Annotated in this window: 16 protein-coding genes; 1 reads left to right on the forward strand and 15 read right to left on the reverse strand. The window is 37.0% G+C overall.

Features of this window, described 5'->3' with window-relative positions:
* Positions 1-90: 90 nt before the first annotated feature.
* From F0365_RS11840 to F0365_RS11890, 11 genes are all read right to left on the reverse strand, one after another.
* Positions 91-1,905, reverse strand: coding sequence for an acyl-CoA dehydrogenase family protein (locus F0365_RS11840; RefSeq protein WP_169933878.1), 1,815 nt, complete (start codon positions 1,903-1,905; stop codon positions 91-93).
* 79 nt (positions 1,906-1,984) lie between these two features.
* The gene (locus F0365_RS11845) at positions 1,985-2,347 is read right to left on the reverse strand and encodes a four helix bundle protein (protein WP_169933879.1); all 363 of its coding nucleotides are present in this window, start codon (positions 2,345-2,347) and stop codon (positions 1,985-1,987) included.
* Positions 2,348-2,493: 146 nt separating this feature from the next.
* On the reverse strand, positions 2,494-3,687 hold the full coding sequence (locus tag F0365_RS11850; protein ID WP_169933880.1) for an acetyl-CoA C-acyltransferase: 1,194 nt from the start codon (positions 3,685-3,687) through the stop codon (positions 2,494-2,496).
* A 73-nt stretch (positions 3,688-3,760) separates the two neighbouring features.
* Positions 3,761-4,117, reverse strand: coding sequence for a four helix bundle protein (locus F0365_RS11855; protein WP_169933881.1), 357 nt, complete (start codon positions 4,115-4,117; stop codon positions 3,761-3,763).
* A 52-nt stretch (positions 4,118-4,169) separates the two neighbouring features.
* On the reverse strand, positions 4,170-6,578 hold the full coding sequence (locus tag F0365_RS11860; RefSeq protein WP_169933882.1) for a 3-hydroxyacyl-CoA dehydrogenase/enoyl-CoA hydratase family protein: 2,409 nt from the start codon (positions 6,576-6,578) through the stop codon (positions 4,170-4,172).
* A gap of 1 nt (position 6,579) precedes the next feature.
* Positions 6,580-7,038: a MarR family winged helix-turn-helix transcriptional regulator gene (locus F0365_RS11865; protein WP_169933883.1), complete on the reverse strand. Its 459-nt coding sequence runs from the start codon at positions 7,036-7,038 to the stop codon at positions 6,580-6,582.
* A gap of 185 nt (positions 7,039-7,223) precedes the next feature.
* Positions 7,224-10,142 carry a gliding motility-associated C-terminal domain-containing protein gene (locus F0365_RS11870; protein ID WP_169933884.1) on the reverse strand — a complete coding sequence of 973 codons (2,919 nt, stop codon included), beginning with the start codon at positions 10,140-10,142 and terminating at the stop codon, positions 7,224-7,226.
* Between the two features lie 26 nt (positions 10,143-10,168).
* Positions 10,169-12,217, reverse strand: a complete 2,049-nt coding sequence (locus F0365_RS11875) for a gliding motility-associated C-terminal domain-containing protein (protein WP_169933885.1) — start codon at positions 12,215-12,217, stop codon at positions 10,169-10,171.
* A gap of 30 nt (positions 12,218-12,247) precedes the next feature.
* Positions 12,248-15,529, reverse strand: a complete 3,282-nt coding sequence (locus F0365_RS11880) for a T9SS type B sorting domain-containing protein (RefSeq protein WP_169933886.1) — start codon at positions 15,527-15,529, stop codon at positions 12,248-12,250.
* A gap of 137 nt (positions 15,530-15,666) precedes the next feature.
* Positions 15,667-16,509, reverse strand: coding sequence for an ABC transporter permease (locus F0365_RS11885; RefSeq protein WP_169933887.1), 843 nt, complete (start codon positions 16,507-16,509; stop codon positions 15,667-15,669).
* Between the two features lie 8 nt (positions 16,510-16,517).
* Positions 16,518-17,414, reverse strand: a complete 897-nt coding sequence (locus tag F0365_RS11890) for an ABC transporter ATP-binding protein (protein ID WP_169933888.1) — start codon at positions 17,412-17,414, stop codon at positions 16,518-16,520.
* Between the two features lie 59 nt (positions 17,415-17,473).
* Between F0365_RS11890 and F0365_RS11895 the strand changes: the two genes are divergently transcribed.
* On the forward strand, positions 17,474-18,556 hold the full coding sequence (locus F0365_RS11895; RefSeq protein ID WP_169933889.1) for a hypothetical protein: 1,083 nt from the start codon (positions 17,474-17,476) through the stop codon (positions 18,554-18,556).
* A 392-nt stretch (positions 18,557-18,948) separates the two neighbouring features.
* On the opposite strand, the gene F0365_RS11900 is transcribed toward F0365_RS11895, so the two are convergent.
* The 4 genes from F0365_RS11900 to F0365_RS11915 form a co-directional block, all read right to left on the reverse strand.
* Positions 18,949-20,712, reverse strand: a complete 1,764-nt coding sequence (locus F0365_RS11900) for a hypothetical protein (protein WP_169933890.1) — start codon at positions 20,710-20,712, stop codon at positions 18,949-18,951.
* A gap of 385 nt (positions 20,713-21,097) precedes the next feature.
* Positions 21,098-22,156 carry a nucleoid-associated protein gene (locus F0365_RS11905; RefSeq protein WP_169933891.1) on the reverse strand — a complete coding sequence of 353 codons (1,059 nt, stop codon included), beginning with the start codon at positions 22,154-22,156 and terminating at the stop codon, positions 21,098-21,100.
* A 3-nt stretch (positions 22,157-22,159) separates the two neighbouring features.
* Positions 22,160-22,684, reverse strand: a complete 525-nt coding sequence (locus tag F0365_RS11910) for an IS1096 element passenger TnpR family protein (protein WP_169933892.1) — start codon at positions 22,682-22,684, stop codon at positions 22,160-22,162.
* A gap of 799 nt (positions 22,685-23,483) precedes the next feature.
* Positions 23,484-24,533 (reverse strand): COX15/CtaA family protein, encoded by a 1,050-nt coding sequence (locus tag F0365_RS11915; protein ID WP_169933893.1) that lies wholly within the window; start codon positions 24,531-24,533, stop codon positions 23,484-23,486.
* Positions 24,534-24,785 lie beyond the last annotated feature (252 nt).

The raw sequence follows: 24,785 nt of genomic DNA on the forward strand, positions 1-24,785 counted from the left end.
TAAATATAATAGTAATTGCAAGCGCAAAATAAAAAAAGCCGCTTTACTAATGGTAGTAAGCGGCTTCTATTTAATTTTGGTTTAAAATTCCTAGAAAGGATATTTATTGGCATCCGTTACTTTATCAGCAATGGTATTTCTCAATTCGATCACGTTAGGTAGGTTTGCATACTTAGTAAAGCGCTTTAAACCCATCAACATCATGCGTTGCTCGTCACCTTCTGCAAAACCAGCGATTCCTTCTTCCGCTTTCGCTTGGATGATTTTAGTAGCTTTGTATAAGTACAATTGGGACATAGCGATTTGCTCTTTTTGAGATTCTTCACCGTATCTGTTTGCATTCTTCTCTGTTCTCAAAACAGCACTTTCTGCCATGTAGATTTCGATCAAGATATCAGAGGCGGCCAGCAATAATTGTTGGTGCTTTTCTAATTCTGTTCCTAATTTTTGAACAGCGCTACCAGCAACCATCAAGAATACTTTCTTGAGTTTGCCTAGCATTTCTTTTTCTTCAGCAAATAGCTGCGTATAATCAGGAGTATCAAACGATGGTATAGAAGTCAATTCTTGACCTACGGCCGTTGCTGGCTCTAAGAGGTTCACATGACCTTTCATTGCTTTTTTAACAAGCATTCCTACCGCTAGCATGCGGTTGATCTCGTTAGTACCTTCATAAATACGTGAGATACGAGCATCTCTCCAAGCCGATTCCATGGGAGCGTCGGCGCTAAAGCCCATACCACCATAAATCTGGATTCCTTCATCAGCACACTCCTGCATATCCTCAGAAACCGCTACTTTGAGAATGGAACATTCAATGGCAAATTCTTCCACACCTTTCAGTTCTGCTTCCGCAAAAGTGGCTCCTTCTTCCTGACGTTTGTGGATTCTGTTTTCAATATCTTTTGCCGCACGGTACGAAGCGCTTTCACCTACATAAGCATTGGTAGAAATGTCTGCCAACTTCTTACGTATCGCACCAAACTTAGCAATAGGAGTGTTGAACTGCTCGCGATTGTTAGCATATTGAGTTGCTAATGAGATGACACGACGTTGTGCGTCCAAACAAGCCGCAGCTAGTTTGATACGACCTACGTTCAATGCATTCATAGCGATTTTGAAACCTTCACCACGACCAGCGAGCAGATTTTCTACAGGAACCATACAGTCGTTAAAGAATACTTGACGAGTCGAGGAAGAGTGAATGCCTAATTTGTGCTCTTCCTCACCCATAGTAATCCCATTGCTAGCATCATTTTCAACGATGAAGCCCGTGATATTTTTATCATCGCCCATTCTTGCAAATACGATAAATACATTACAAAAACCAGCGTTTGAGATCCACATTTTTTGACCGTTGATCTTGTAGTGCTTGCCATCTTCTGTAAGTTCTGCTTTCGTTTTCCCAGAGTTGGCATCAGATCCCGCGCCCGGCTCTGTAAGACAATATGCTCCAAACCACTCACCAGTAGCGAGTTTTGGCACATATTTTTGCTTTTGTGCTTCCGTTCCATATAAAGTTATAGGCATGGTACCTATTCCTGTATGTGCTCCAAATGCTGTTGCGATAGATCCAGTTGCACCAGATATGTAATCACATACCAACATGGTAGAAACAAATCCCATTCCTAAACCATCGTATTCTTCAGGAACAGCGATTCCCAAGAATCCCATTTCTCCGGCCTTTCGCATTACTTCTTCTGTAAGCGCGTAATCCTTCTTTTCAAAGCGTTCTTTGTGCGGTACAATTTCCTTATCCACAAAATCGCGAACGGATTCCTTCATCATTAGTTGTTCCTCCGTGAAATCCTCAGGGGTAAACACATCTTCTGCAGCAGTTTCAGTTACAACGAACTGTCCGCCGCGGATCATTTTCTTTTCTTTTTCTTGTGTTTCTGTGCTCATAATAGTAATTAGTATTTAGTACGCAAGTAAACTTGCTGTTAGTATTTAGACGTTAGGATTTATCATTCCTAGATAATGACTATGATTTTGTCTTTGACAAGGTTTTGTAAAGTGCTCTATTCATTTTACTTATTTCGACACATTGATCAACTATTCTTTTTGTTGATACCGTGTCAATTAGATCAAGCCTTTCTGACAAGAATGTATGCGTTATCAACTCTGAAGTACTGCCAGAGGCAATTCCTAAAAAATATTGAAATTGCTTGTCGCTATCTCTTCCAGAACCTTCTGCAATATTTGACGGTATGCATACAGCGCTTCTTCTCATTTGAGAGGTTAAACCAAATTTTTCCTCACTTGGAAAGTTCTGTGTAGATTTATATACATCAACTACCAAGTCCATCGCCTTTTGCCAAATTTTTAGTTTCTCGAATTGATGCATACTATTCGTTTTACATTTATTTATTGTTAGAATTTCGCTTTCGCTAAAGCGGATTTTTTAAAACTCTACTCTGCAAATAGTATTATTAGTATCTAAGAAGAGCTTTAGCTCAAAAGATCTACATACTAACTACTACATACTAACTACTAATTTAAAAACTCAAATATTCCAGCAGCTCCCTGTCCAGTTCCAACACACATGGTTACCATACAATGTTTTCCTTGATGACCTCTTTTGCGCATTTCATCAAAGATTTGTACCGATAATTTAGCACCTGAGCACCCTAGAGGGTGACCTAATGCAATAGCTCCACCATTCACATTAACAATATCTTTGTTGAGTCCAAGCTCTCTAACTACAGCAACTGATTGACTGGCAAAAGCCTCATTCAATTCAATAAGTGCCATATCTTCTTTTTTAAGTCCTGCTTGTTTAAGAGCTTTTGGGATTGCTATTATAGGGGCTATACCCATAACTCTAGGCTCTACTGCAGCGACAGCAAAACTCACCAATTTTGCAATAGGTTTGATGCCTAATTCCTTTACCATTTCTTCACTCATTACAAGGGTAAATGCAGCACCATCACTAGTTTGTGAAGAGTTACCAGCGGTTACACTACCACCAGCAGCAAAAACTGGACGTAGCTTTGCAAGCGCTTCAATACTTGTTCCTTGTCTAGGGCCTTCATCCTTAGTTACCGTATAAGTTCTTGTCTTTTTCTTACCGTTCTCGTCCAGATAAGTTTCTTCTACATCGATAGGCACAATTTGATCCTGAAAACGATCTTCAGCCTGAGCTTTTAAGGCTTTCATGTGAGAATCGTAAGCAAATTGATCTTGCTCTTCTCTAGAAATTTTATAATCATTAGCAACTTCTTCTGCCGTAAGTCCCATTCCCCAATAATAATCTTCGTGGCCTTGCTTAGCTAAGCTATAAGCAGGAGCAGGCTTGTATCCACCCATAGGAACATAACTCATACTTTCCACACCACCAGCCACTATACATTGAGCCATTCCAGATTGTACTCTCGCAACAGCTGCACCGATGGCGTCTAGTCCAGAGGCACACCATCTATTAATACTGATACCAGGAACATCTACTCTATCTAGTGCAAGAAGCGAAATCTGACGTGCCATGTTAAGACCTTGCTCAGCTTCCGGCATCGCATTACCGATGATCATGTCATCAATGCGTCCTTTATCAAATTCTGGAAGATCTTTCAACATTCCTTGAATTGTTTCTGCTGCTAGTTCGTCCGGTCTTTTAAATCTAAAAACACCTCGACCTGATTTTCCTACGGCCGTTCTTTTTGCGGCTACTATATATGCTGTTTTGCTCATATTCTGGTTATTTACACCGACAGCTGACTCGTTTTTCTAGTGAAAAACTTGAGACGACCGACGACTGACTTTATTATTTGAAGCTATTCATGAATTTTATAATCTGATTCTGAATATGCTGAATTTTGTTTTCTAGATGCTCGAAAGTTTTTATTGATATATACTCGATTTCAAATGCGATGATCAATTGTGTTTCCCATTCAAATGAAGAGCCTAAAGCATTTTCTAGGTATTGCTTGGAATGTTTATCGGTCGATCTCGCAGATCCTTCTGTAATATTTGAAGGTATAGAGACCGAGCAGTGTTGTATCTGACTACTTAACCCATATCGCTCTTCTTTAGGAAATAATCTCGTCATAGCATAAGTTTCCTTTGCCACTTGGATTTCATCTTTCCAGATGTTCAATTTTCTAAAATTATGGTTAATCATTTTATATTTATATGAGTAGTCAATCGTCTGTCGTCATTAACTAAGCACAAGCTTAGTTTCTCAAAGGTTTTCCTTTCTGTATCATGTGTTGAAGTCTTTCCAGTGTTTTTCTTTCGCCCGTAAGACTTAAGAATGCTTCACGTTCTAGATCTAGTAAGTATTGTTCTGAGACTAGAGTAGGAGCACTTAAATCACCACCAGCCATTACATAGGCAAGTTTATTAGCTATTTTTAAATCATGCTCGCTAATGTATTTCCCAGCTTTCATAGCATCAGTTCCTACAAGAAACATTCCTAAGGCTTGCTTTCCTAACACTTTTACATCTTTACGCAACACAGGTTGTGTATAGCCTTTATCAGCTAATAATCTTGCCTGTGCTTTTGCGAAAGCGATACGTCTATGATCATTTACAATTACATGATCTATCCCCTTTCTAAGGATACCTAAATCAAATGCCTCGTAGGCACTAGTAGCGACCTTTGCCATACCTACTGTAAGGAAGTATTCTTGAAGTCTGTTTAATTCCACGTCATTTTTCTCAAAAGTGTCGCTGGCTCGTAAAGCCATCTCTTTAGATCCACCACCACCAGGAATCACACCTACACCAAATTCTACTAGACCTATATAAGTCTCTGCACTGGCAACAGCAACATCTGAGTGCATGGTCATTTCACATCCACCACCTAAAGTCATTTGATGCGGCGCAACTATAGTAGGAATACTACTGTAACGCAATCTCATAATCGTGTCTTGGAATTGTTTGATGGCCATGTTCAGCTCGTCATATTCTTGCTCAACCGCCATCATAAATATCATACCGATATTTGCTCCTACAGAGAAATTAGCACCGTTATTTGCTATGACAAGACCATCAAAACGATCTTCGGCAATGTCTATGGCTTTATTCATTCCTGCAAGAACATCTCCACCTATAGAATTCATTTTAGAAGTAAATTCTACGTTGAGGATTCCGTCCCCTATGTCATGCACAGTAACACCAGAGTTTTTAAATACTGGAGTATTAGCACGTAAATTATTTAGAATGATAAAACCATCCTGACCAGGTTTCTTTACATAATCTTTATCTGGAATGGAGTAGTAGTAAGTCGCTCCGTCTTTAACGGTGTAAAAAGATTCAAAACCATTTTCAAGCATCTCCGTTACCCAAGCCGCTGGTTCTTTACCGATCGCTTTCATGAGTTCCAAACCTTTAGAAACGCCTACAGCGTCCCAAACTTGGTACGGCCCATGTTCCCATCCAAAACCTGCGCTCATCGCATCATCGATACGGTATAGTTCGTCAGATATTTCAGGAATTCTATGTTGTACATATGCAAATAAGGAAGCAAATGATTTTCTATAGAAATCACCAGCTTTATCTTTTCCTTTTATCAGTACTGGAAAACGGTCAGCTACGTTATCGATTGATTTGGTCAATTCTAGAGTAGCAAACTTAGCTCTAGGTTGATTCTCATATTCCATGGAATCGAGGTTCAAAGCTAGAATTTCTTTCTCACCATCTTTAGAAACATTCTTTTTATAAAAACCTTGACCGGTTTTAGAACCTAACCATTTGTTTTCCATCATGGTATTGATGAAATCAGGAAGTTTAAAAGTGTCTTTATGCTCGTCATTAGGACAGTTTTCATAAACACCATTAGCAACATGTACCAAAGTGTCTAATCCTACCACATCTACTGTTCTAAAAGTAGCTGACTTTGCACGACCTATAACTGGTCCCGTTAGTTTATCCACTTCAGAAACGGTCAATCCCATTTCTTTTACCGTATGGAACAAGCTTTGTATAGAGAAAATACCAATTCGGTTTCCAATAAACGCAGGAGTATCCTTTGCGAGAACAGAGGTCTTCCCTAAGTATTTCTCACCATACTCCATTAAGAAGTCGGTCACATCAGGATCACAGTTAGGACCTGGAACTACTTCAAATAATTTTAAATATCTCGGCGGATTGAAAAAGTGAGTGACTGCAAAGTGTTTCTGAAAATCTTCACTACGTCCTTCATTCATGAAAGAAATAGGAATTCCAGAAGTGTTTGAAGTAATTAAAGTTCCTGGTTTGCGGTACTTTTCAATTTGTTCAAAAACGGACTTTTTAATGTCCAACCTTTCTACAACAACTTCAATAATCCAGTCGGTATCTTTTATTTTAATAAGATCATCTTCCAAGTTTCCAGTGGAAATCCTACTGGCAAATGATTGATTATATAGCGGTGCTGGCTTACTTTTGATAGAAGCCGTAAGCTGATCATTAACCATACGGTTACGAACGACTTTGTCTTCTAGGCTAAGACCTTTTGCTATTTCTTTATCAGTAAGTTCCCTAGGAACGATGTCCAAAAGAAGAACTTCACAACCTATGTTTGCAAAATGGCAGGCGATACCGCTTCCCATAATTCCAGAACCTATTACGGTTACATGTTTTATTCTACGTTTTCCCATTTTATTTTTGAGCTACAAGAGTTTGTTTTTTGAATATTTTTTTAGAATTAACTATTTCGTTGATTTTAAAGGCAACTTCTAGAAAAGTTTCTAATTTTTCAGGATCAATTTCATCTTTAACGACTTGGTCAAATGTTTTAACAACTGATTTAGAAAAATTACGCATCTCTACACCAAAATCTGTGAGGTGAATTAAGACACTTCTCCCATCTTCTGGATTTCTGCGTCTTTCTATAAGACCCTTGTTTTCCATCATTTTGAGAGTGCGAGACAATGAGGTTGCTTCCATTCCCATCTTTGGACCTAAGGAAGTACTAGGTGTTCCAGTTTCTGGATCAATACTGATGAGTGCAAATCCGGTAGACATTGTACTACCTTTTACAGAAGCTTGTTCATTATACATTTTTGATACAGACATCCATGTGGCCCGTAAAATGTAATCAATAGTTTTATCTCTCATGGTCTAAATTATACTGCAATATACAAATTTTTGTTATGCACGCATAGTAAACCTATAAATAATTCAATCGTTATAGTTTATAATTATTATAATTATTTCGCTTTCGCGAAAGCGGAATAGAAATTACTATAAAAAAATCCCAGTTCAGACAACTGGGATTTTTGAAATGGTGATACTAGGTAGCTCTAATAGTTAAGGTATAACCAGCTAGCAGAGTCTGGTGTATCAGCATCATTGTACTGAATCACAAAGAAATAAACGCCTGTAGGTAATAATCCATCACCAGATAATGCACCAGAATTAGGAATACCTGCAAACTCTTCATAATTAGAAGCAGAAGTTTCATAAACCACAGATCCATTACGGTTGAACACCTTTAGGTTAAAGTTATTATACTGTTCTGCTAATCCTGGAATGGAGAAGGTATCATTTATTCCATCATTGTTAGGACTAAATCCTTCAGGGAAAATGATCTCGCATCTTTCAAAAATGATGGTAAATGCAGACGTATTGAAACATCCAGTAGTATTATTTTCTAGTCTAGCAAATAATAAATCGGTTGTAACTCCTGCTTGAAATGGCACAATATAAGTAATGGGTAGTGCATTTGTTCCGGCTTGAGCATCAGCATCTGTCGTGTAGTAAGTTATCGTAAAGTCTGCTGGATTATTACCATTTAGTATGATAATATCTTGAACGCTTAGTTCAAATAGATTTTGATTAAGGTCCACACTATCATCACAAATATTAGTCAGATCAGGTGCGTTTCCTATAGAAGGAGCTTCTTGAACGGTGATTAAAAAACTTGTCGTGTTGTAACACCCCTCTGGCGTTTCAGATCTTACAAACAGTTCTTCTGTTCCCGAAACGGAGTAAGGAGAGGTCAGAGGGTTGTTTCCAGAATCAGCATCATTCAAATTGTCATAATAAGTTACTGTGTTTAAACCGCTAGGGTCAACTTGTATATCTTGATCTTCTAGAGTAAAGGAGTTGCTACCATCTAGAGGAGCGTCATCGCAAACTTCAATATCTACAGGAGTAGAAATAGAAGGTAAGTCTAGTACCACCAAGTTAAATGGAGCGGTACCAAAACAGTCTGCATCATTGGTGTTTTGAAGTCTTACATATACTATTTGAGGGCTTGTGGTATTTGCATAAGGAACACTTGTATCTATAGCAGCCATATTCATATCGGCATCCGATGGAGAATTATGAAGTGTATAGACCACATCGGTAGGGTTGCCAGCAGTATTTTCAATGACAGATAGGTAACCTGCAAGGTCAAAATCTTCTAAACCGTCTTGGCTAGAGTCGTCGCAAAGTTCAAAGTCAGGAATGTTTGAAACGCTAGGTGTTGTACTTACTGTCAGGTCAAATGAATCAATAGCGCTACAACCGTCATCGATAGGAGAAGTGTTGTTAGATATACGCACCCATATTTGAATGGTACCTACAGCCACATCATAATTATCAGGTAACGGATTCGTATCCATTTCTGCATCCATCATGCTGGGGTGGTAACTGATGTCAAAAGTAACAGCATCTTGTGTTCCAAGAACATCTGCTGTAAATTGAGTTAAATCAACTATTTCAGACCCTGAATCATCATCGTCACAGTAGTCTAATAAAGTAGTATCGATAGGATCAACAATTCCATTTTCAAAAATAGTGATGTCTTGAGTGAAGTTTCTTACATCTCCAGATACGTTAGTTACGTTAACGGTAACGGTATAAGTTCCTGCGCCTGCATAATTATTTTGTACCACTCCTGGTCCAGTTACAGATAATGTATTACCGTCTCCAAAATCCCACATAGAAGCGGCAACTTGGGGAAGACAAGCCAGTTGAAAATCAGTAGCGTCACCTTGACATTGATCACTTACGGTAAAGAAACTTTGAAAGTCGGATTGCACAAATACGGGTAAGCCTTGCTTCCCTATTCCTGGACTTATATCAAATGCGGTTGGATTGTAAGTAGGAGTAGGAGTTTCTGAGTTTTCAATTTTACCGATGGTGGTTTGGTCAAACCTAGCGACGTAAATTTCTCTATCCTTTGCGAGTTGCAATGTGCTTCTTCCTTCACCTACACTAGCAATTTGAGTTTTGGAAGAAAGTATATTGGCATCATCACATAATTCATATTGAAAAATCAATTTAGTGCCACCAAAACCATAGGAAGAGCTGTCATCATGATACAGGTATTGAGAAGAGGCAGAGAACTCTGCTCCATAAACAGGACCTGTGTGAAGTGTTAATCCTGAGCCACTGACCTGACCATTACCAGGATTAAATTCATATAAATATGCTCCGGTGGAAGATGTACCGCCAAAACCACCGTTTTGATTACATACGACCAGTTTGGTGCCATCTGGTGAGATACGCAACATGCCACGGTCACCACTAGTAACACCAACCGGTGTAGGAAACCATCTTTGATTTGCATTAGAAGATTGTGGAATGGGAGTCGGGAAAACGAAAGATATATTAGGACCAGGAATACCTCTTACTTCCCAAGTAAAAAGTGCATTGAAGTCTCCAGTTCCATTATTTTGTGCTGTTGCATTACTTTCAGCAAATGTCATGACGTAGGCATTATTGGAACCAGTCTTAATAGTTGCAGCAACTTTTTCAGCACAGCTTTGAAGTAAAACTATATTTTTAATTCCGCCAACGACATCACCTAATCCACCATTTAAAGCCATTTCAACTCTTGAATAGGATAGAGGACCTCCACCAGCCGCACCTACAGTAAATATAAAATACACACCGGCGGTTTCTGGAGCTTTGACTACTATTGCAGATTGGGTTGAAGAAAAATTCCCGTCAAGCCCATTTCCGTTTGGCATAATGTTTCCATTACTATTCCATACCGTAGAACCGTCAGTAAAAAATAATAAATTTCCATTGTCATCTGATATTACTGCTACACCTTCATCAGTATCATATCCAGAATTGAGTACCGCTGGAGTATTGGATCTATTTTGAGGGTTAGGAGTAAATTCTACACCAGCCCCATCACCAAAAATCCACCAAGAAGATTCATTTTGGGCAGTGAGCGATAAACTAAGAGTTAAAGTTAAGGTTAGAAGTAATAGTTTTTTCATCTTTTTATGTGATTGAATGATCAAGCTTACCTTAAATAGACATAGCCTGCTTTGGGTTTAATGTTAGGTTCATTTAATTCCAGTACGTAAAAATAAGTTCCAGTAGGAAGCCTTTCTCCTGAGTTATATAAACCAGTATTAGAAGTGCCGTCCCATCCGCCAGAATTGTTATTTCCTTCCCATATTTTTTGTCCGTATCTGCTAAATATATACATTTTATGATTAGTATAGATATTATAAAGTCCAGAAACGATGAACGTATCGTTTAATCCATCACCGTTAGGTGTAACTACATTAAAAATCTCCACAGGACAATTTTTTATCTGTATCAAAAATGAATAAATAAGGAAACAGTTTTCATTTGATACCCTCATATAAATTTCTTGAGTAGGGAATAAATTGGTGTAATTGAAAGGATTTAAAATAGAGTTTTGACTTGCTAAAGCATCTGTCTCTGTTTCATAATAGGTTACGGTCTGATTGCTATTTGTAGAAATAAGATCACCAATTTCAGTCAAATCAAATAAAGCCTCGTCAAAACCTTCTTCACATAATTCTAATACATTTGGAAAACCATTTATAGTAACTTGCTCAAATACCTCAATTGTTGTTGTTACGGTAAAAACTTGTACTAAGGTTTCTACGGTAGCTGATACGGTATAAGATCCCGGAGCAGAAAATAAATGAGAAGGAACTAGTTCACTGGAACTATTAGCAACTCCTGAGGCTGGATCTCCAAAGTCCCAATTTACGGAGACTAAGTTTGCTGGGGTATTGATACTAAAAGATTGTTCTTCACCAAAACAGTGATCTATTGCTTCAATTTCACCGTTCAGTAAAAAGGACTGTACAAAAATGGGTAATCCATACCATGCTGTTGCATTTTGAGTCAACGGAAAAGAGTTAAACGTATAACTGGCATTGGTTCCTGCATCATCGGGGTTATTGATAACACTCAAGGCATTTTGTTGAAGTCTGGAATGGTATATTTTATTGTCCAGTCCCAATTGCAGTGCACCTCTAAAAGGCGTGATGTTATCTTGATGAATAACTGTAGCACTATTTGCAATGCTAGAGGCTGTTAAGTCATATTGAATAATCTCACCTCTTATTAACTCAAATATTTGAGTCGTAGAAGCATTCATATAATCCACTTCTGCATATAAAAACTGTCCATTTCCAGAAAATTCTACCCCATAAATGGAACCACCATCCTGTCTTGTCAACAAGGGTTGCGCATTTGATACTATTCCTGTAGCATTATCAAAGTCGTATAGGTATAACTCGCCGCCATTTGTATAGGCAGTACTTCGTGCTGTTAAAACATCTGTAATGCCAGTAAACTCTGCCGTGGTGTTATTTGAAAAATGAGCGGCAACCAGTCTATTACCTCTAGCGTTTACTTTAATGTAACCACGCATAGCAGCTACATCTACATTTGTTACAGTTGCAGTAATCAACTCTACAAATGGAGCCACTTGAGAAATAACTGGAGTAGTATTCAATCCATTGGCTGTTAATTCATAAGAATAAAATAAATCTTGAAATTGCGAAATGATCCAAAATCCGTCACCTGTAGCGTTTGAAATAGCGGTTAGTTTTTCTGAAGTTATAGGTAATAGGTTGGTGTTTTTATTTAAAACATCAATATCCCCAGTACCTCCGTTTAAAGACATATCAACGATTGAGTAGTGCAATCCTTCTGTATTGCGATAGACCAGATCATCAGTATCTACCGTAAAAACATAGTATAAATTAGGACTTCCAGGTAATGGGACGATTATGGCACTGCTGGTACTTGAAGAGTTTCCTTTAAGGCCAGCCCCGTTAGGCATAAGGATATGAGCGGCATCGTATACTAAAGAGCCATCTGTATAGAATAATAAATTGCCAAATTCATCTGAGATGGTGGCACAACCTTCTCCAGTTATTAATTGTCCATCATTAATTGCTACAGCATTGCCTGTGTTAAAATCAATACCGGCGTTGATCCCAAAATACCAGTAGGAGGATTCCAGTTGCGCTTTCGCGAAAGCGGAACAAATAAAAATCAATAAATATAAGATGTACTTCATTGCTCTATGGTAAAAATAGGCAATATGATTTTATCTTTTCAAAGTAAAGTGAGAAGAGAAAGTTGTGCCATCCATTAATGTAGCTTTGAACCAATAATCGCTTGAAGGTAAAGGAGTACCGTTATAGGTTCCATCCCAACCTGGCCCTTGTGGAGAAACTTGCTTTAACAATTTTCCATAGCGGTCAAAAATAAAAATTTCAGAATTTGGTTCAAAAACCACAGAGACCCCTATTAATTGCCAGTAATCGTTAAAGCCATCATTATTAGGAGTAAAAAAACGAGGATAACCCATAATACTGAAGTCTTGTGTAGTCGTACCACAACCGTTTTTATCCCTTACATAAACCGTATAAAACCCAGGTGCAATATTATTAAAAACGGGACTGTCTTGATAGGAGTCTTCAAAGTTGATGCGGTATTCATAATCCCCTAATCCAGTTACATTAATAGTTGCAGATCCGGCGCTGCTAGTACCTGCATTTATAGTTTCTACACTGGTAATAGTTGCAGGCTCACTTATGATTACCGTAATCAGTCTATCTCTAGAACAGCCTTCTAAATTAGAAACCGTGACGCGATAATCGCCACCTGCAGTCACAGAAATAGATGCTGTAGTTGCCCCAGTACTCCATAAATAGGTATACTCATTTAAAGTTCCAGTCAGGATACCGCTATCTAGAGTTAAAGCTTGCGGATTGTTGCCACAATAATCATACAATTCGGTTAATTCTATAACAGGAATTGCATTCACTGTTAATAACACTTCGCTGATTCCAAAACAGTTGCCATCTGGAGATTCTGCTCGTGCAAATAGGCTTTGGTTGTCAGGTGTGGTGTTCGTAAATAGATTAGGTAGTGTATTTTGCTCTGTTAAAGCGTCGTTTAGGGATGTGTAGTAATTTACAGTTACGTTTGCCGGTGCACTGATCAACACATCACTATTGGCATTGGAAAGATCAAATTCTGCAAGACCATCTTCTATTCCATCATCATCACAAATAGATAAGCTAGTGTCTTGAGCATCGCTAGCACTTACTGATAAAGTAACGGTAGAAGTGGTATAACAGCCAGTGATATCATTGGTAACTCTAGCGATGATATTTTGCATAGGAGTAAGGTTGATATAACTTATATTATCCAGAGCATTTATATTAGCATTTGCATCATTTTGATTGATAAAATAAGAAACGCTAACGGCTATAGCACTTGCACTTATAGAATCATCAAAACTCATAAAACTAAACACTGTTCTTCCATCTGGAGTGCCGTCTTCATCACATTGAAATGCAGAGAAGTCGGTGGCTACAGGTTTAGGATTAACAATTAATTCAAAAGATTGAGTGGTATCAGCACAACTTGGTTCTAAAGTATTTTCTATACGTATAAACACAGTTTCATTAAAAGCTGTTGTATTGGCATAACTCAATGCCAATGCTCCAGAGTTGTTGTCGGCATCATTTTGTGAAGAATGATAGGAGACATTAAAATCAGAGGCGTTTTGAGAGCCTAGGATTGTATTTGTCTGATTGCTCAAATCAAAGGTGACCACACCGTCAAAATCATCATCACAAACCTCTAAATCACTTACGAGATTAGAAAATGGCTGATCAAACACTTCTAAATCAAAAGGCAAGGTTTCATAGCAGCTTGCACTATTACTGTTATAAATTCTAGCAATAAGTGTTTGTTGAGAAATAGTTGCTAGATACGGAGTAGTAATGGCATTTCTGTTCATATCGGCATCTGCTTGATTGGTAAAATACCTCACTGTGAAAATGTTAGGGTCTTGTGTGCCTAAAATTTGTGGTGTAGCAAGTAGGTCTAAATTAACTATTTCTCTTCCGTTTAGATCAGCATCACAGGCAACTATATCGCTTATGGTATTTGCAACAGGAGTGTCATAAATCTGTACGTTTTTACGATATACTCTTGTGCTTCCACCACTTGTTAATGATAAAACAACATTGTAAATTCTAGCAGTAGTGTAAATATGAGTTGGATTTTCTAGTGTAGAAGTGGTTCCGTCTCCAAATTCCCAAAGAACAGAATCTGGTGGTGTATCAGATTGAAATTCAAATGTGGTGCCATCACCTAAACACAAATTTTCTACTTCTATTAAAGCGAAGAAACTTTGAATAAAAGGAGGTAATCCTTGAGTTGACATACGTCCAGCTAAAGGAATAGCATCGTGTTGATAATTACAACCAGCACCTACAATGTTAGGATTATTAATAACACCTAAAAAATTTCTACCTATGGTAAAAGTATCGGCAAGTGCTCGGTATATTTTTCCATCTATTCCCAATTGTATCGCACCTCGATAACCAGGTCGTGTATCTATTTCAATACCGTTCAAAAATGGAGCGGATAGGTTTGCTGGGGTGAGTTCAAATTGATAAAGAGTAGAGGAATGGTTTGCCGGATTGTTTCCAAAAGTGTCATTAGAAGCTGTGATATACAATAAGCTACCGTCTGGAGAGAACTCTGCACCGTAGCCAGCTTGATTTGCAGTAGTTAAATTTATAGCTCTTTCATTGGAAACGAGGCCAGTACTTTGGTCAAAATCATAGATATAACTTTGCGCACCCATGGTACAAGAAACTAGAAAACGACCGTCTGGCGAGAATTTTAAATACCCCCTTCTTGCTAATGTAGGCGTAGCGACGGTTGATATAATAGGAGTAGGGTTTACTCCAGTGGCAGTAACCGTAAACGTATGGAAAGAATCAAAGAAGCCAAAACCTGTAGAGTTGGCGTAAGTAGTTACAAATATCTCATCATTGACAGCATGATTAATTGCCGTCAATTTTTCAGAAGCCTCGTTTACTAGTAAAGGCGGATTATTAATATCAGTAGTTACCTCTCCAAGTCCAGAATTACCTCTCATGTCTACTTCATAATAATGAACTTTATCACCACCGCCCTGATTTCCAGGAGGAAGGTCGACGGTGAAAATATAATAGATATTAGCATCTTGGGGTTTAGGAATAATAATGGCACTTTGACTACTCGATGGATCACCTCTTAGTCCTTGGCCATTGAGCATGATTTGATGTGTACTGTCATAAACGATGATCCCATCAGTATAAAACAACAGCTGCCCATTCTCATCTGAAATGGTAGCGCAGCCCTCATTGGTAGAGACCTGACCGTTAGTTAAAGGAGTTACTGCTCCTGTTATTGGATCAAAGCTGATACCTGCGTTGAATCCAAAATACCAGTTTGATGCCTGCAATTGAGCATTTACGATACTAGAACACAATGTAATTGCCGTAATTAAAAAGGCAAATAATAATTTCTTTTTCTGCATGTGCGAATTTAATACACATATATCACATTTAATACTTTTTTAGGAATTCTTCATTTGTGTTTGCTATTGGTGAAAAAAAGATGCCCATTGGAAAAAATCTCAATGGGCATCTGGCATTAATTATATAAAAATTCAAATTACAAGTCTCTTCGTTTAAGTAACACATAAGACCAGTAGATAAATAGGGCACTCCAGATACATACAGAAAGGATGTCAAGCCATTCAATATCATATTGCAAGTCAATTTCAGCAATTGAAATTTGATTCAAGGTCGATTCTACCAAATCAATTTTTGTAAAGGGTTGTTTAATTAAATTGGACATAGCATTTAAAGGGAGAATATGTAGTAACCAGTCGTAAATGGAAGTATCATAAAATCCGTCTACCAGTCTAGCAATTATATTGAGAATTCCTTCAAAGATGTACCATACAAATACAAATCCTAAGGCAAAAGCACTTCTCTTAATCAAAATTCCTGCAAATAGGCAAAAGCAAAAGAATATCAAATGAGCTAAAAAGAAGGCTCCTAAATAGCCCATCTGAGAGAAAATAATAGAAAACTCGTTAAAATCTGAATAAATCAAACCTAAAATTAAGGAAGCTATAAAAACGATCAAAGTGGTTAGTACAGCCAGAGTAAGCGCTAAATAAAACTTAGAAAGAATCAATTCTTTTTTACTCAATCCATCAATTAGATTTTGTTTAATAGTTCTATTGCTGTACTCACTTGCGGTTAATGAAACCAATACAATTGCTATAAAAATCTTTAAATAACTGGTAAAGTATGTCGTAATATGCCAGATCAATGGGAAATTAAAAATTCCCAAATCAGATAGACTACCACTAAACTGATTAAAACTAATCCTGATCATTCCAGTAAGCATCAACAACACTACTATAACTAAATAGATGATGGTAAGAGTTTTACTGCTTTTACTATATCTGAATTTATGAAATTCTATATCTAATAATCTTTTCATGGCTGCGATTAGTTTTGGTTGGTTAATTCAATGAATTGGTCTTCCAGACTTTGTTTTTTATGAAATAGTTTACTCAGAACAATGCCGTTCTCAAAGGCTTCTTTATTGATTTGTGCATTGTTCACTTCTTCATAAAGTTTTACTTCCAGACCATCATCATTTGTTGTGATTGTTCCAGCATAGGCTTTGTCTTTGAGGAAATGATGCAGCGCTTCTCTATCAGTGGCGTCTATAAATATAGATCCATGATTTCTATTCATTTCGTCTACAGGACCAGAATACAACATTTTACCTAAGCGTAAAACCACTACGTCAGTGCACACTTTTTCCACTTCATCCAGTAAGTGAGAAGCGAGTAGGATGGTAGTCCCGTTTGCAGCAATCTTTTGAATAATATCTCTAATTTGACGTATTCCTTGGGGGTCTAAGCCATTGGTAGGTTCATCAAGTATCAATATCTCTGGATCATTGAGCAAGGCACTCGCAATCGCAAGACGTTGTTTCATTCCCAAAGAGTAGGTTTTAAAAGGAGAATGCTTTCGCGAAAGCAATTCTACAAGAGTTAATTTCTCTTCAATTTTAGAGGTGTCTATATTTTTAATTTTACAGACCAGCTCTAGATTTTGAATCGCACTCATACTGGGATAAAAATTAGGCCGCTCTATAATAGCACCTATTCTTTTTAAGGCGTCGTGATTAGAAGTGGTTCCTTCAAACCATTTATAACCGCCACTAGTAGGGTTCACGACATTGAGTACCATTCCCAAAGTGGTGGATTTACCGCTACCGTTGGGACCGAGAATTCCGTAGACATGGCCTTTTTTTATTTTAAATGAAATATGATCCACTGCAGTGAGCGTACCATAGTTTTTATGAAGTTGATTAATTTCAAGGATGGTTTCCATGAATAAAGTTTTTTTGTTGTATTATGTGACTGCAAGAAACAACAAATGTTACAAGATCGATGTCCAAAAAGCTCCTTAATGATAAATTACTCTCCAATAAGAAACCTACGTTCCCTATAGGAACCTCTTTATCAGATTATGTAAAAAGATACAATAGAGCTACTTCCATTCCCGTTTCCTATGAAGACTTATTGAGATTTGCGGGTTGTATCACCGTTTATGATAAAAATGATGAAGACACTTTATGGGTGCGATGTTATTATTCAGATTCTGATCGGGAACAATTAGACAGCCATTTAAAAAGAATCTACGATATTCTTCATAGTGATGGACGTGATAAGACACTGGATTATCTGAGTGTAGACGCTGTAGATTACTGTACCTTCGGTAATACAAAGCCATTTCGCATCCGGATAAGAAATATCCTCAATGATGGATTTACCTATTTTTATGTAAAAAAAGCAGATGCCTCAAGGGTTTATGGATTAGAGTTAGAGCATTTACTATCACCTCACCGAATTAACTTTTTAGTGTACAAGGATACTTTAATTGAAGAACATATAGCAGGTATTCCTGGAGATGAATTCATAGATAATTATATGGAAGATTGTGATCATCAAGAGCTCACTCAAATAGCAAAAGAGTTTGTAAAATTTAATGAACGTTGCTTGATCAGATTACTGGGCGATATGCGATCCTATAATTATGTAGTGATTCCCACTCATGATTTTGATAGAGTTAGTTATGCGATACGCGCTATAGACTTTGACCAGCAAAGTTATGAAGGTAAATTAAAAGTATACCGACCTCAATTTTTTAAAGAAAATCTGGCAATGGTCAAGAATGTGGCAACTCATCTAAAGAGTGAAAGTATAGACCAATATAAAAAGGAAGAAAGGGCACTGATTGCAAAACGATTGATCAACACACAAAAACGCTATAGACAATTGATAAAATGTATGAAGGCTGATTTTATTTCTACTCCTGTAAAGTTCAAACAACTTAAAAAAGAACTCCATGAGTTTACCGGAGATGTGGCATTCAAGTCTGCTAGAAGTATGGGGGGTGTATTAAACACTGCGATGGAATTTGTGAAAAGAAATTATTACGATACCGATCATGAGACCCAAAACAAGATATAGAATTTTAGATAGAAGATTCAAGAAAAAACCATCAAGTTCTAATTAACTATGTTAGACCACAGCAGTATAAAGTATTTTTGAAAGCAGTTCTTTAAATTCAACGCATCATCTGTAGCTTTCTTTTTTGCTGGTTAAGGTACTCGGTGCAAACGAAGACTAGCGGGGAGGTTAAACAGACCAACTTTAAACTAATGTAAAAGAGGCTGCCCACCAAAAGAGGGGAATATTTTTTCTCTAAAAACGGAGCTACTCTTAAACTTTGTGTCACAAAAAAAGGAAAGCCATTCAAGACCTCCCTTTTATTTTTATTCTTTTTACTCGTTACGACACCAGTCAAAAACTAACGATAGCTGGTTTACAGACTAAAAGCAGTGGTTGTTTAAAATAATAATCTAATCGGCAGTAAGTCCAAGGCGTTCCATGAAGATGAGCCATCTAGGATCTTCTTTTACAGTGTCAAAAAACGGTTCTACATTTAAGTCTGTAACTTCAAAATCTTGGTACTCCATGGCTTTTTCTAACCATTTAAAAGTAGCATCGCGGTCACCTCGTTGAGCATAGGTAACCGCAATGGTATAGCTGTACTCTTTACTGTATGTAGTAATTAGTTTTTCTAGGAATTCTCGAGATTTTTTTGTGTTCCCTAAACTATAATGCGCCAGTGCCAGTGAGTGATAGCGCAGTGGTTCACTGCTTTCCTTTCCTGCGTGCTGTAAGGCTTCTTTAAACTTCCCTTGTTTGATTAAAGCACAGGTAAGAAGTGAATGAGTGATATCTGCCTCTGGAGTCATTTTTAAAGCTTTAAGTAAGGTCTTTTCTGACTCTGCATACATTCTAGCATAGTAATAGTTGGTACCTAGAGCATAATAAGAATATTCTGATAAGGGATCTAATGCGACAATTTTCTCATTATAGGTCACCGCTTTTTTAGTCTCATTAAAAAGTAGCGCAACTTGCGCTGCACGATTGAGAACTGCGGTATTATTAGGCTCTAGGCTCAGGCCTTTATTAACATACTCTTGTGCTTTATCATAATCCAATTCATAAGAAATAGCAACAGTACCCAGTATTTCATAAATAGTGGCATAGAGGCTGTCTTGTTCTACTGCTTTAAGGGCACTTTCCTTTACAAGTGGATAACCTTCTTTTACCGTTAAAATACCGTAATCGGTAAGAAAATGATATACAGTACTTAATAAATCCCAAGCAGGTGCAAAAGTAGGATCTATTTCGAGTGATTTTAGGAGTAGATCTTTAGCCTTTTTATCACCTTCTATGCTAAAGGTCTTGTTCATTTCATACTTTGCTTCAAGATAAAGACGATAAGCTTGTGGATTTACCTTTTTTGCTGCCGGTATGTCGCTGCTAGTGATACTAATTTCTAAACGCTCTGCAATACTTAAACTTATCTCATTCTGAATATCAAGTATATTTTCTAGTTGCTTGTCCCAAGTTTCTGACCAAGTAGATTTATCATTTTTCACATCTATAAGCTGCACATTAATTCTTACAATACTATCATAAGTGCGCACGCTACCTTCTAATATATATTTTACGTTGAGTTTCTCTGCAATTGTGGGAATATCTATTGATTTTCCTTTAAAAGAGAAGGCAGATGTGCGAGAGGTTACCTTAATTCCAGCAATTTTTGAAAGTGTGTGAATAAGTTCTTCTGCGAGACCGTCTGCAAAGTACGCCTGATTTTTTAAGAGAGACATGTCGTTAAAGGGCAATACTGCAATACTATTTTCTTGGACTTTGAGATTTGTTATTTCATTTGTTTCGTACTGTGTCGTAAGTCTAAATCTATCCACAAAAAGTAAAACAACCGCAAGCAAAAGAAAAACAACGATAAAAGTGTTGAGCTTCTTATTTATTGTCTCGTTTCGTTCTGGAGTATTTTCATTTTTTTTACTAGGGGTAAGTTTTATGCCCTCAGCAGTAATGTCGTAAAGCCAAGAAAATGCGACCCAAAACGGAAAGAAAAGAAGTAAACTAATAAGTACCGCTTTTCCTAACCAAATAGGCATCTCTACCAGTGATCCTAATACAGAAATAACTTGAAGCAATACCCATGAAAAAATAACGTAAGAAATAATGCCTTTATGAACATTTCTTCTCCTTATTTCTTTCCAAAATCTAAAAACATCTTCCATTTAAAATTATCCAGATCTAATATTTTTTTGACGAATTAGATAAAAACTAGTTTTTTATATCAAATAGTATTAGCCAAATATTCCTTAGCGTTGCATTTGTAAGTAAACTGTTCTAACAACTTCCTTTAATTTCGATTATTCTTTACCATAAAACCCTTGCTTTTATAAAAATGAATACTTCCAAATTAAAAAAGGAACACTTAAAAGGAACTATCGTCAATTAAAATTAGATACTAAATAAACAAAACACTTTGCGGAATTCCTAAATATTAATCAAAGAATAAAAAAAAATAAAGTTGAGCCGAATAAAAAAGTCCGAAATCTATTCATTTAAGAATAACTATCGGACTTTTCTATCTGTATACTCTATACTCTTTACTTCGTATTACTTCTTCTCTTCTCGGTTAAAGTAAACCAGGTAATAATACATTTGTTTTTCTTCATCCCAGCCTTTTTCTATAAACTTATCTGCACTGTCAGAATTGGTAAAATCCATTTTGATTTGCACATGCGTATCAAGATTGATAACACTCTTAATTCCTTTGCGCGCTGCACTTACTGCGGTATTTGAAATAGGGAAAGTAGATACATCTTCTATAGAGTGTTTTGCCCCTTTTTCCATTTTATAATTCTTAAATTCTGGAATCAAATCAGGGTTGTCCAGCGTTTCATTTAAGAAAGCGGTTTCTTCAAACGTATCGTTTTTGGCAAAATGATTCACCGCACGATTCATAAACATCACTTCTTCTTTCTTATCTTCGGCAGGAAGAACTACGTCTTTTGCAAAGTCTTGACAAAACTTTAAATATTTCTTCGTAAAGAAATTTTCGTCCTCAAAAACATCTACTCCTAAGAAACTCTCCAGCCAGTATTTAGCATCATAACGGTTAGAATCTACCGATAGGATTTTATATCCAGCTTCTTCTTCTACGTTAAAAATAATGGCTCCTTTGTCTAGTTTATTTAAGTTGACTCCCTGTTGCAAGATCATTTTAAGATCATTTGCTCCTTCTTCAAACTGTAAAAACTCTTGCTTAAGTTCACTTTTAAAAATCCCAATAGCATCTGTCTTATTGTTGTCCACCATAACGTTATCAAAATAACAGATATACACTTCACCGCTTCGTATGTGTGGATGGTCTGACTGCTCGTACAAGTGTTTTGCCATCTTCTTACTATTTTCTAGTAAAGATGCTGGTGTGGAGAATATCGCTTTCGCGAAAGCGTACATATCATGAAATTCTAGGCCATCTTCATTAAAGAAGCTGTAATATGCTTCTTCTTTAGAACGAAAAGATTTCAAGAAATACTCCTTTAAAAGGGAATGCATTTCATCGTCCAGCGCGGTAGAAGTGCTAGAAGTGAGCAAAAGCTCTCCTTTATTCTTATTACCTACACGATGTATAGCAAGATTTTCAATTCTAGTATTGTATAAATTGATCATAGTTTAATATAGGTCATTTTCATCAAAGGATTCTTCATCATAAAATTCATCGTCTTCATCATCGCTGTATTCTTCGTCATCGTCATCATCGTGAAAACGAGGGTCTGCTTCAAATTCTTTATCTGGTGCACTGTCTGGTAATTCACCCACAGAAAATATCACTTGGGGATAAGTGGTGCCTGGATTATGAGGAACTATATCAGCTAATTCCACAGAAAAGGTCCACAAGCTCAAGAAGTCATAAATATAGATCATTCTTGTTTTCTTTTTGCTCATGGCTTTCTCTAAAAGCGTATCTGCCATCTTTTTTACAGGTGCCATTCCACCGCTCATATCAAAAAGGCAGTATTCCTCGCCTTGATTCCACTCTTCATCACTGGCATAGAAACTAGCCATTTCATCACCTTGCAGCTGGAAAGCTTGCACAATGACATTATGAAACTCTTCTAATGTGCTTTTTTCATCTATCTCAATGTCTCTAAAACAGTCGTCGTTTGCATCGAGAAGAACTCGTAATCTATAGATCATTTACTCTAATTTTTAAGGACGGTAAAGATAGGATTTTTGAGTAGGAACCCGCACTCAAATTTGAACATGAATTTGAATAAAATTAGTTTGTAAATGAGATAAAATAGATGTGACATTACCGTACTCGGTTGTGCTGTAAAATGGACTTAGAAATGGATGGATTTGGTTCATAAGTAAGAATAAAAATGTGTGTAGTCTGTATAGAGATATCTCAAATAAATGCTGCTCTGTTTTCCAGTAAGCGCCTTTTTTAAAGATATATTTCAAATGCGCTTTGATAGGAAAACTAGAGGTACGCTAGCACAAGCTACTAACTAATCCCTTTTAGACTTTTTCAATCTCTTTTCTTCCTTTTTTTCTTTAGGAGTTTTTGCAGCTTCCTTCTTTACGTTTTTCTTGGAGTCTTGACTTTTTGCCATGTTGGTGTTTATTGAATTGTTTAAATATTTCTTTATAGAGTTTTTAAATATAAACATATTATTGAAGTTGTCTATCAACATTTTAAAAGTGTCCGATTTTTTTGCCTTGGGTAGCTATCGAAAGGATTCTTTTTTTGCAAAAGCGGCATAGAAATACTTCTATAAGAAACTTATGGCTTCCAGATGGATTGTAGATGATTCCTAGTTGGCATATTTTTTTTAATTCTCGTTCTATGAAAATTCCTGAAACGACAAAATTCAAGGTTAAGATTTGAACACCTATTTGGAGTCAGATGTTTACATCATCTTCAGGAATTGGGAACCGGAAAATAAAATCGAGATCTTAAGGAAATATGCAGAATCAAGTTCCCCATGACAAATTAGTGTAAAGCCACCCTAAGTCGCATCCATAAATAAAACTGCATCCCAAGAATCAAAGAGGCAATAACTAAATGCACCGCTTGAGAACCGAAAGGAAAGTCCAAGTAATTCATAAAAACACCGCTTAGAATGGTAATAACAAATAACGAAGCGAGAACGGAATAGGATTTTTTAGGATGATGGAATATATGAACTGCTCTGTAAATAAACCAACCGTGAAGCACCAGTAATAAAATAGAGTAACTTCTATGAATCATAAAAATCAACGGACCATTTTCCAGCCATTCTGAAGTTAATGGATAACCAAATAGATCTACTTGCTCATCTATAAATTGGCGTACTTGTGTTCCCATAATCACTTGAATCAACGTGAGAATGATTAAGCCAGCGGCAGCGCGTACCATGGTTTTGTTACTTTTATAACTATAATCAGTAGGTTTTACCTCGTGGAGTAAATAAATAAGCAATCCTACAATCAATAAAGCAGCGATCATGTGAAAGGTAATGAGCGCAGGAGATAAGTTTGTATCCACCACTATTTTACCTATAACGGCTTGAATTCCCATAGAAAGTACGGAGACAAAACTAAGAATAGTAAGTCTCGGTCTTTTCTTAATATAGCGCAGGGAGAAAATAAACAATATAAAAACAACTAGACCGCCAAGAGCTCCAATCAATCTATTGATGTATTCTGTCCAGGTATGATATACATTGAAAACAGAATAATCATGCTTGGTATAAGGTTCCCAGTTTTGTGGTTGGTAGGTAGTGCCTGTAAAAAAATCCTCTTTGGCAACTCGCAGTTCCTTATCAATAATAATAACCATTCCTTCTTTATAAGGAGTTTCTGGAGAGAACTCGATCTCCACTTGCTCTGTAGGCGGAATCCAATACCCAAAACATTTCGGCCAGTCTGGACACCCCATACCGCTCCCAGTCATGCGTACAATAGCTCCGGCAACAATAATTAAATAAATAACAATTATGCTGGCCATAAGCCACCAGCGGTAGCGCTTTTCTGAAAAGAAGTTTTTGATCTTTTGGTTCATTTTATTCCATTCTACAAACATCTCAAGCGACATCTATTTTGCCGCTTTCAGCGTTATTTTATTTGTAAGCCGAACGAATCCGGCAATTTTATTTTGTTTTCAAATTCAAATTCATCGAGAAGTCTCACCCTTTAGGGTTGAGGAAAAGATTTAGAATACAGATCACAATCATTCACCATAGGCGTAATAAATTCCGCCCCTAGGAATTAATCTGTAGCTTTCAGCTTTCTCTTTATTTAGCGGAATAAATTC

Origin of the sequence: Nonlabens sp. Ci31, assembly GCF_012974865.1 — a bacterium.
Taxonomy (GTDB): Bacteria; Bacteroidota; Bacteroidia; order Flavobacteriales; family Flavobacteriaceae; genus Nonlabens.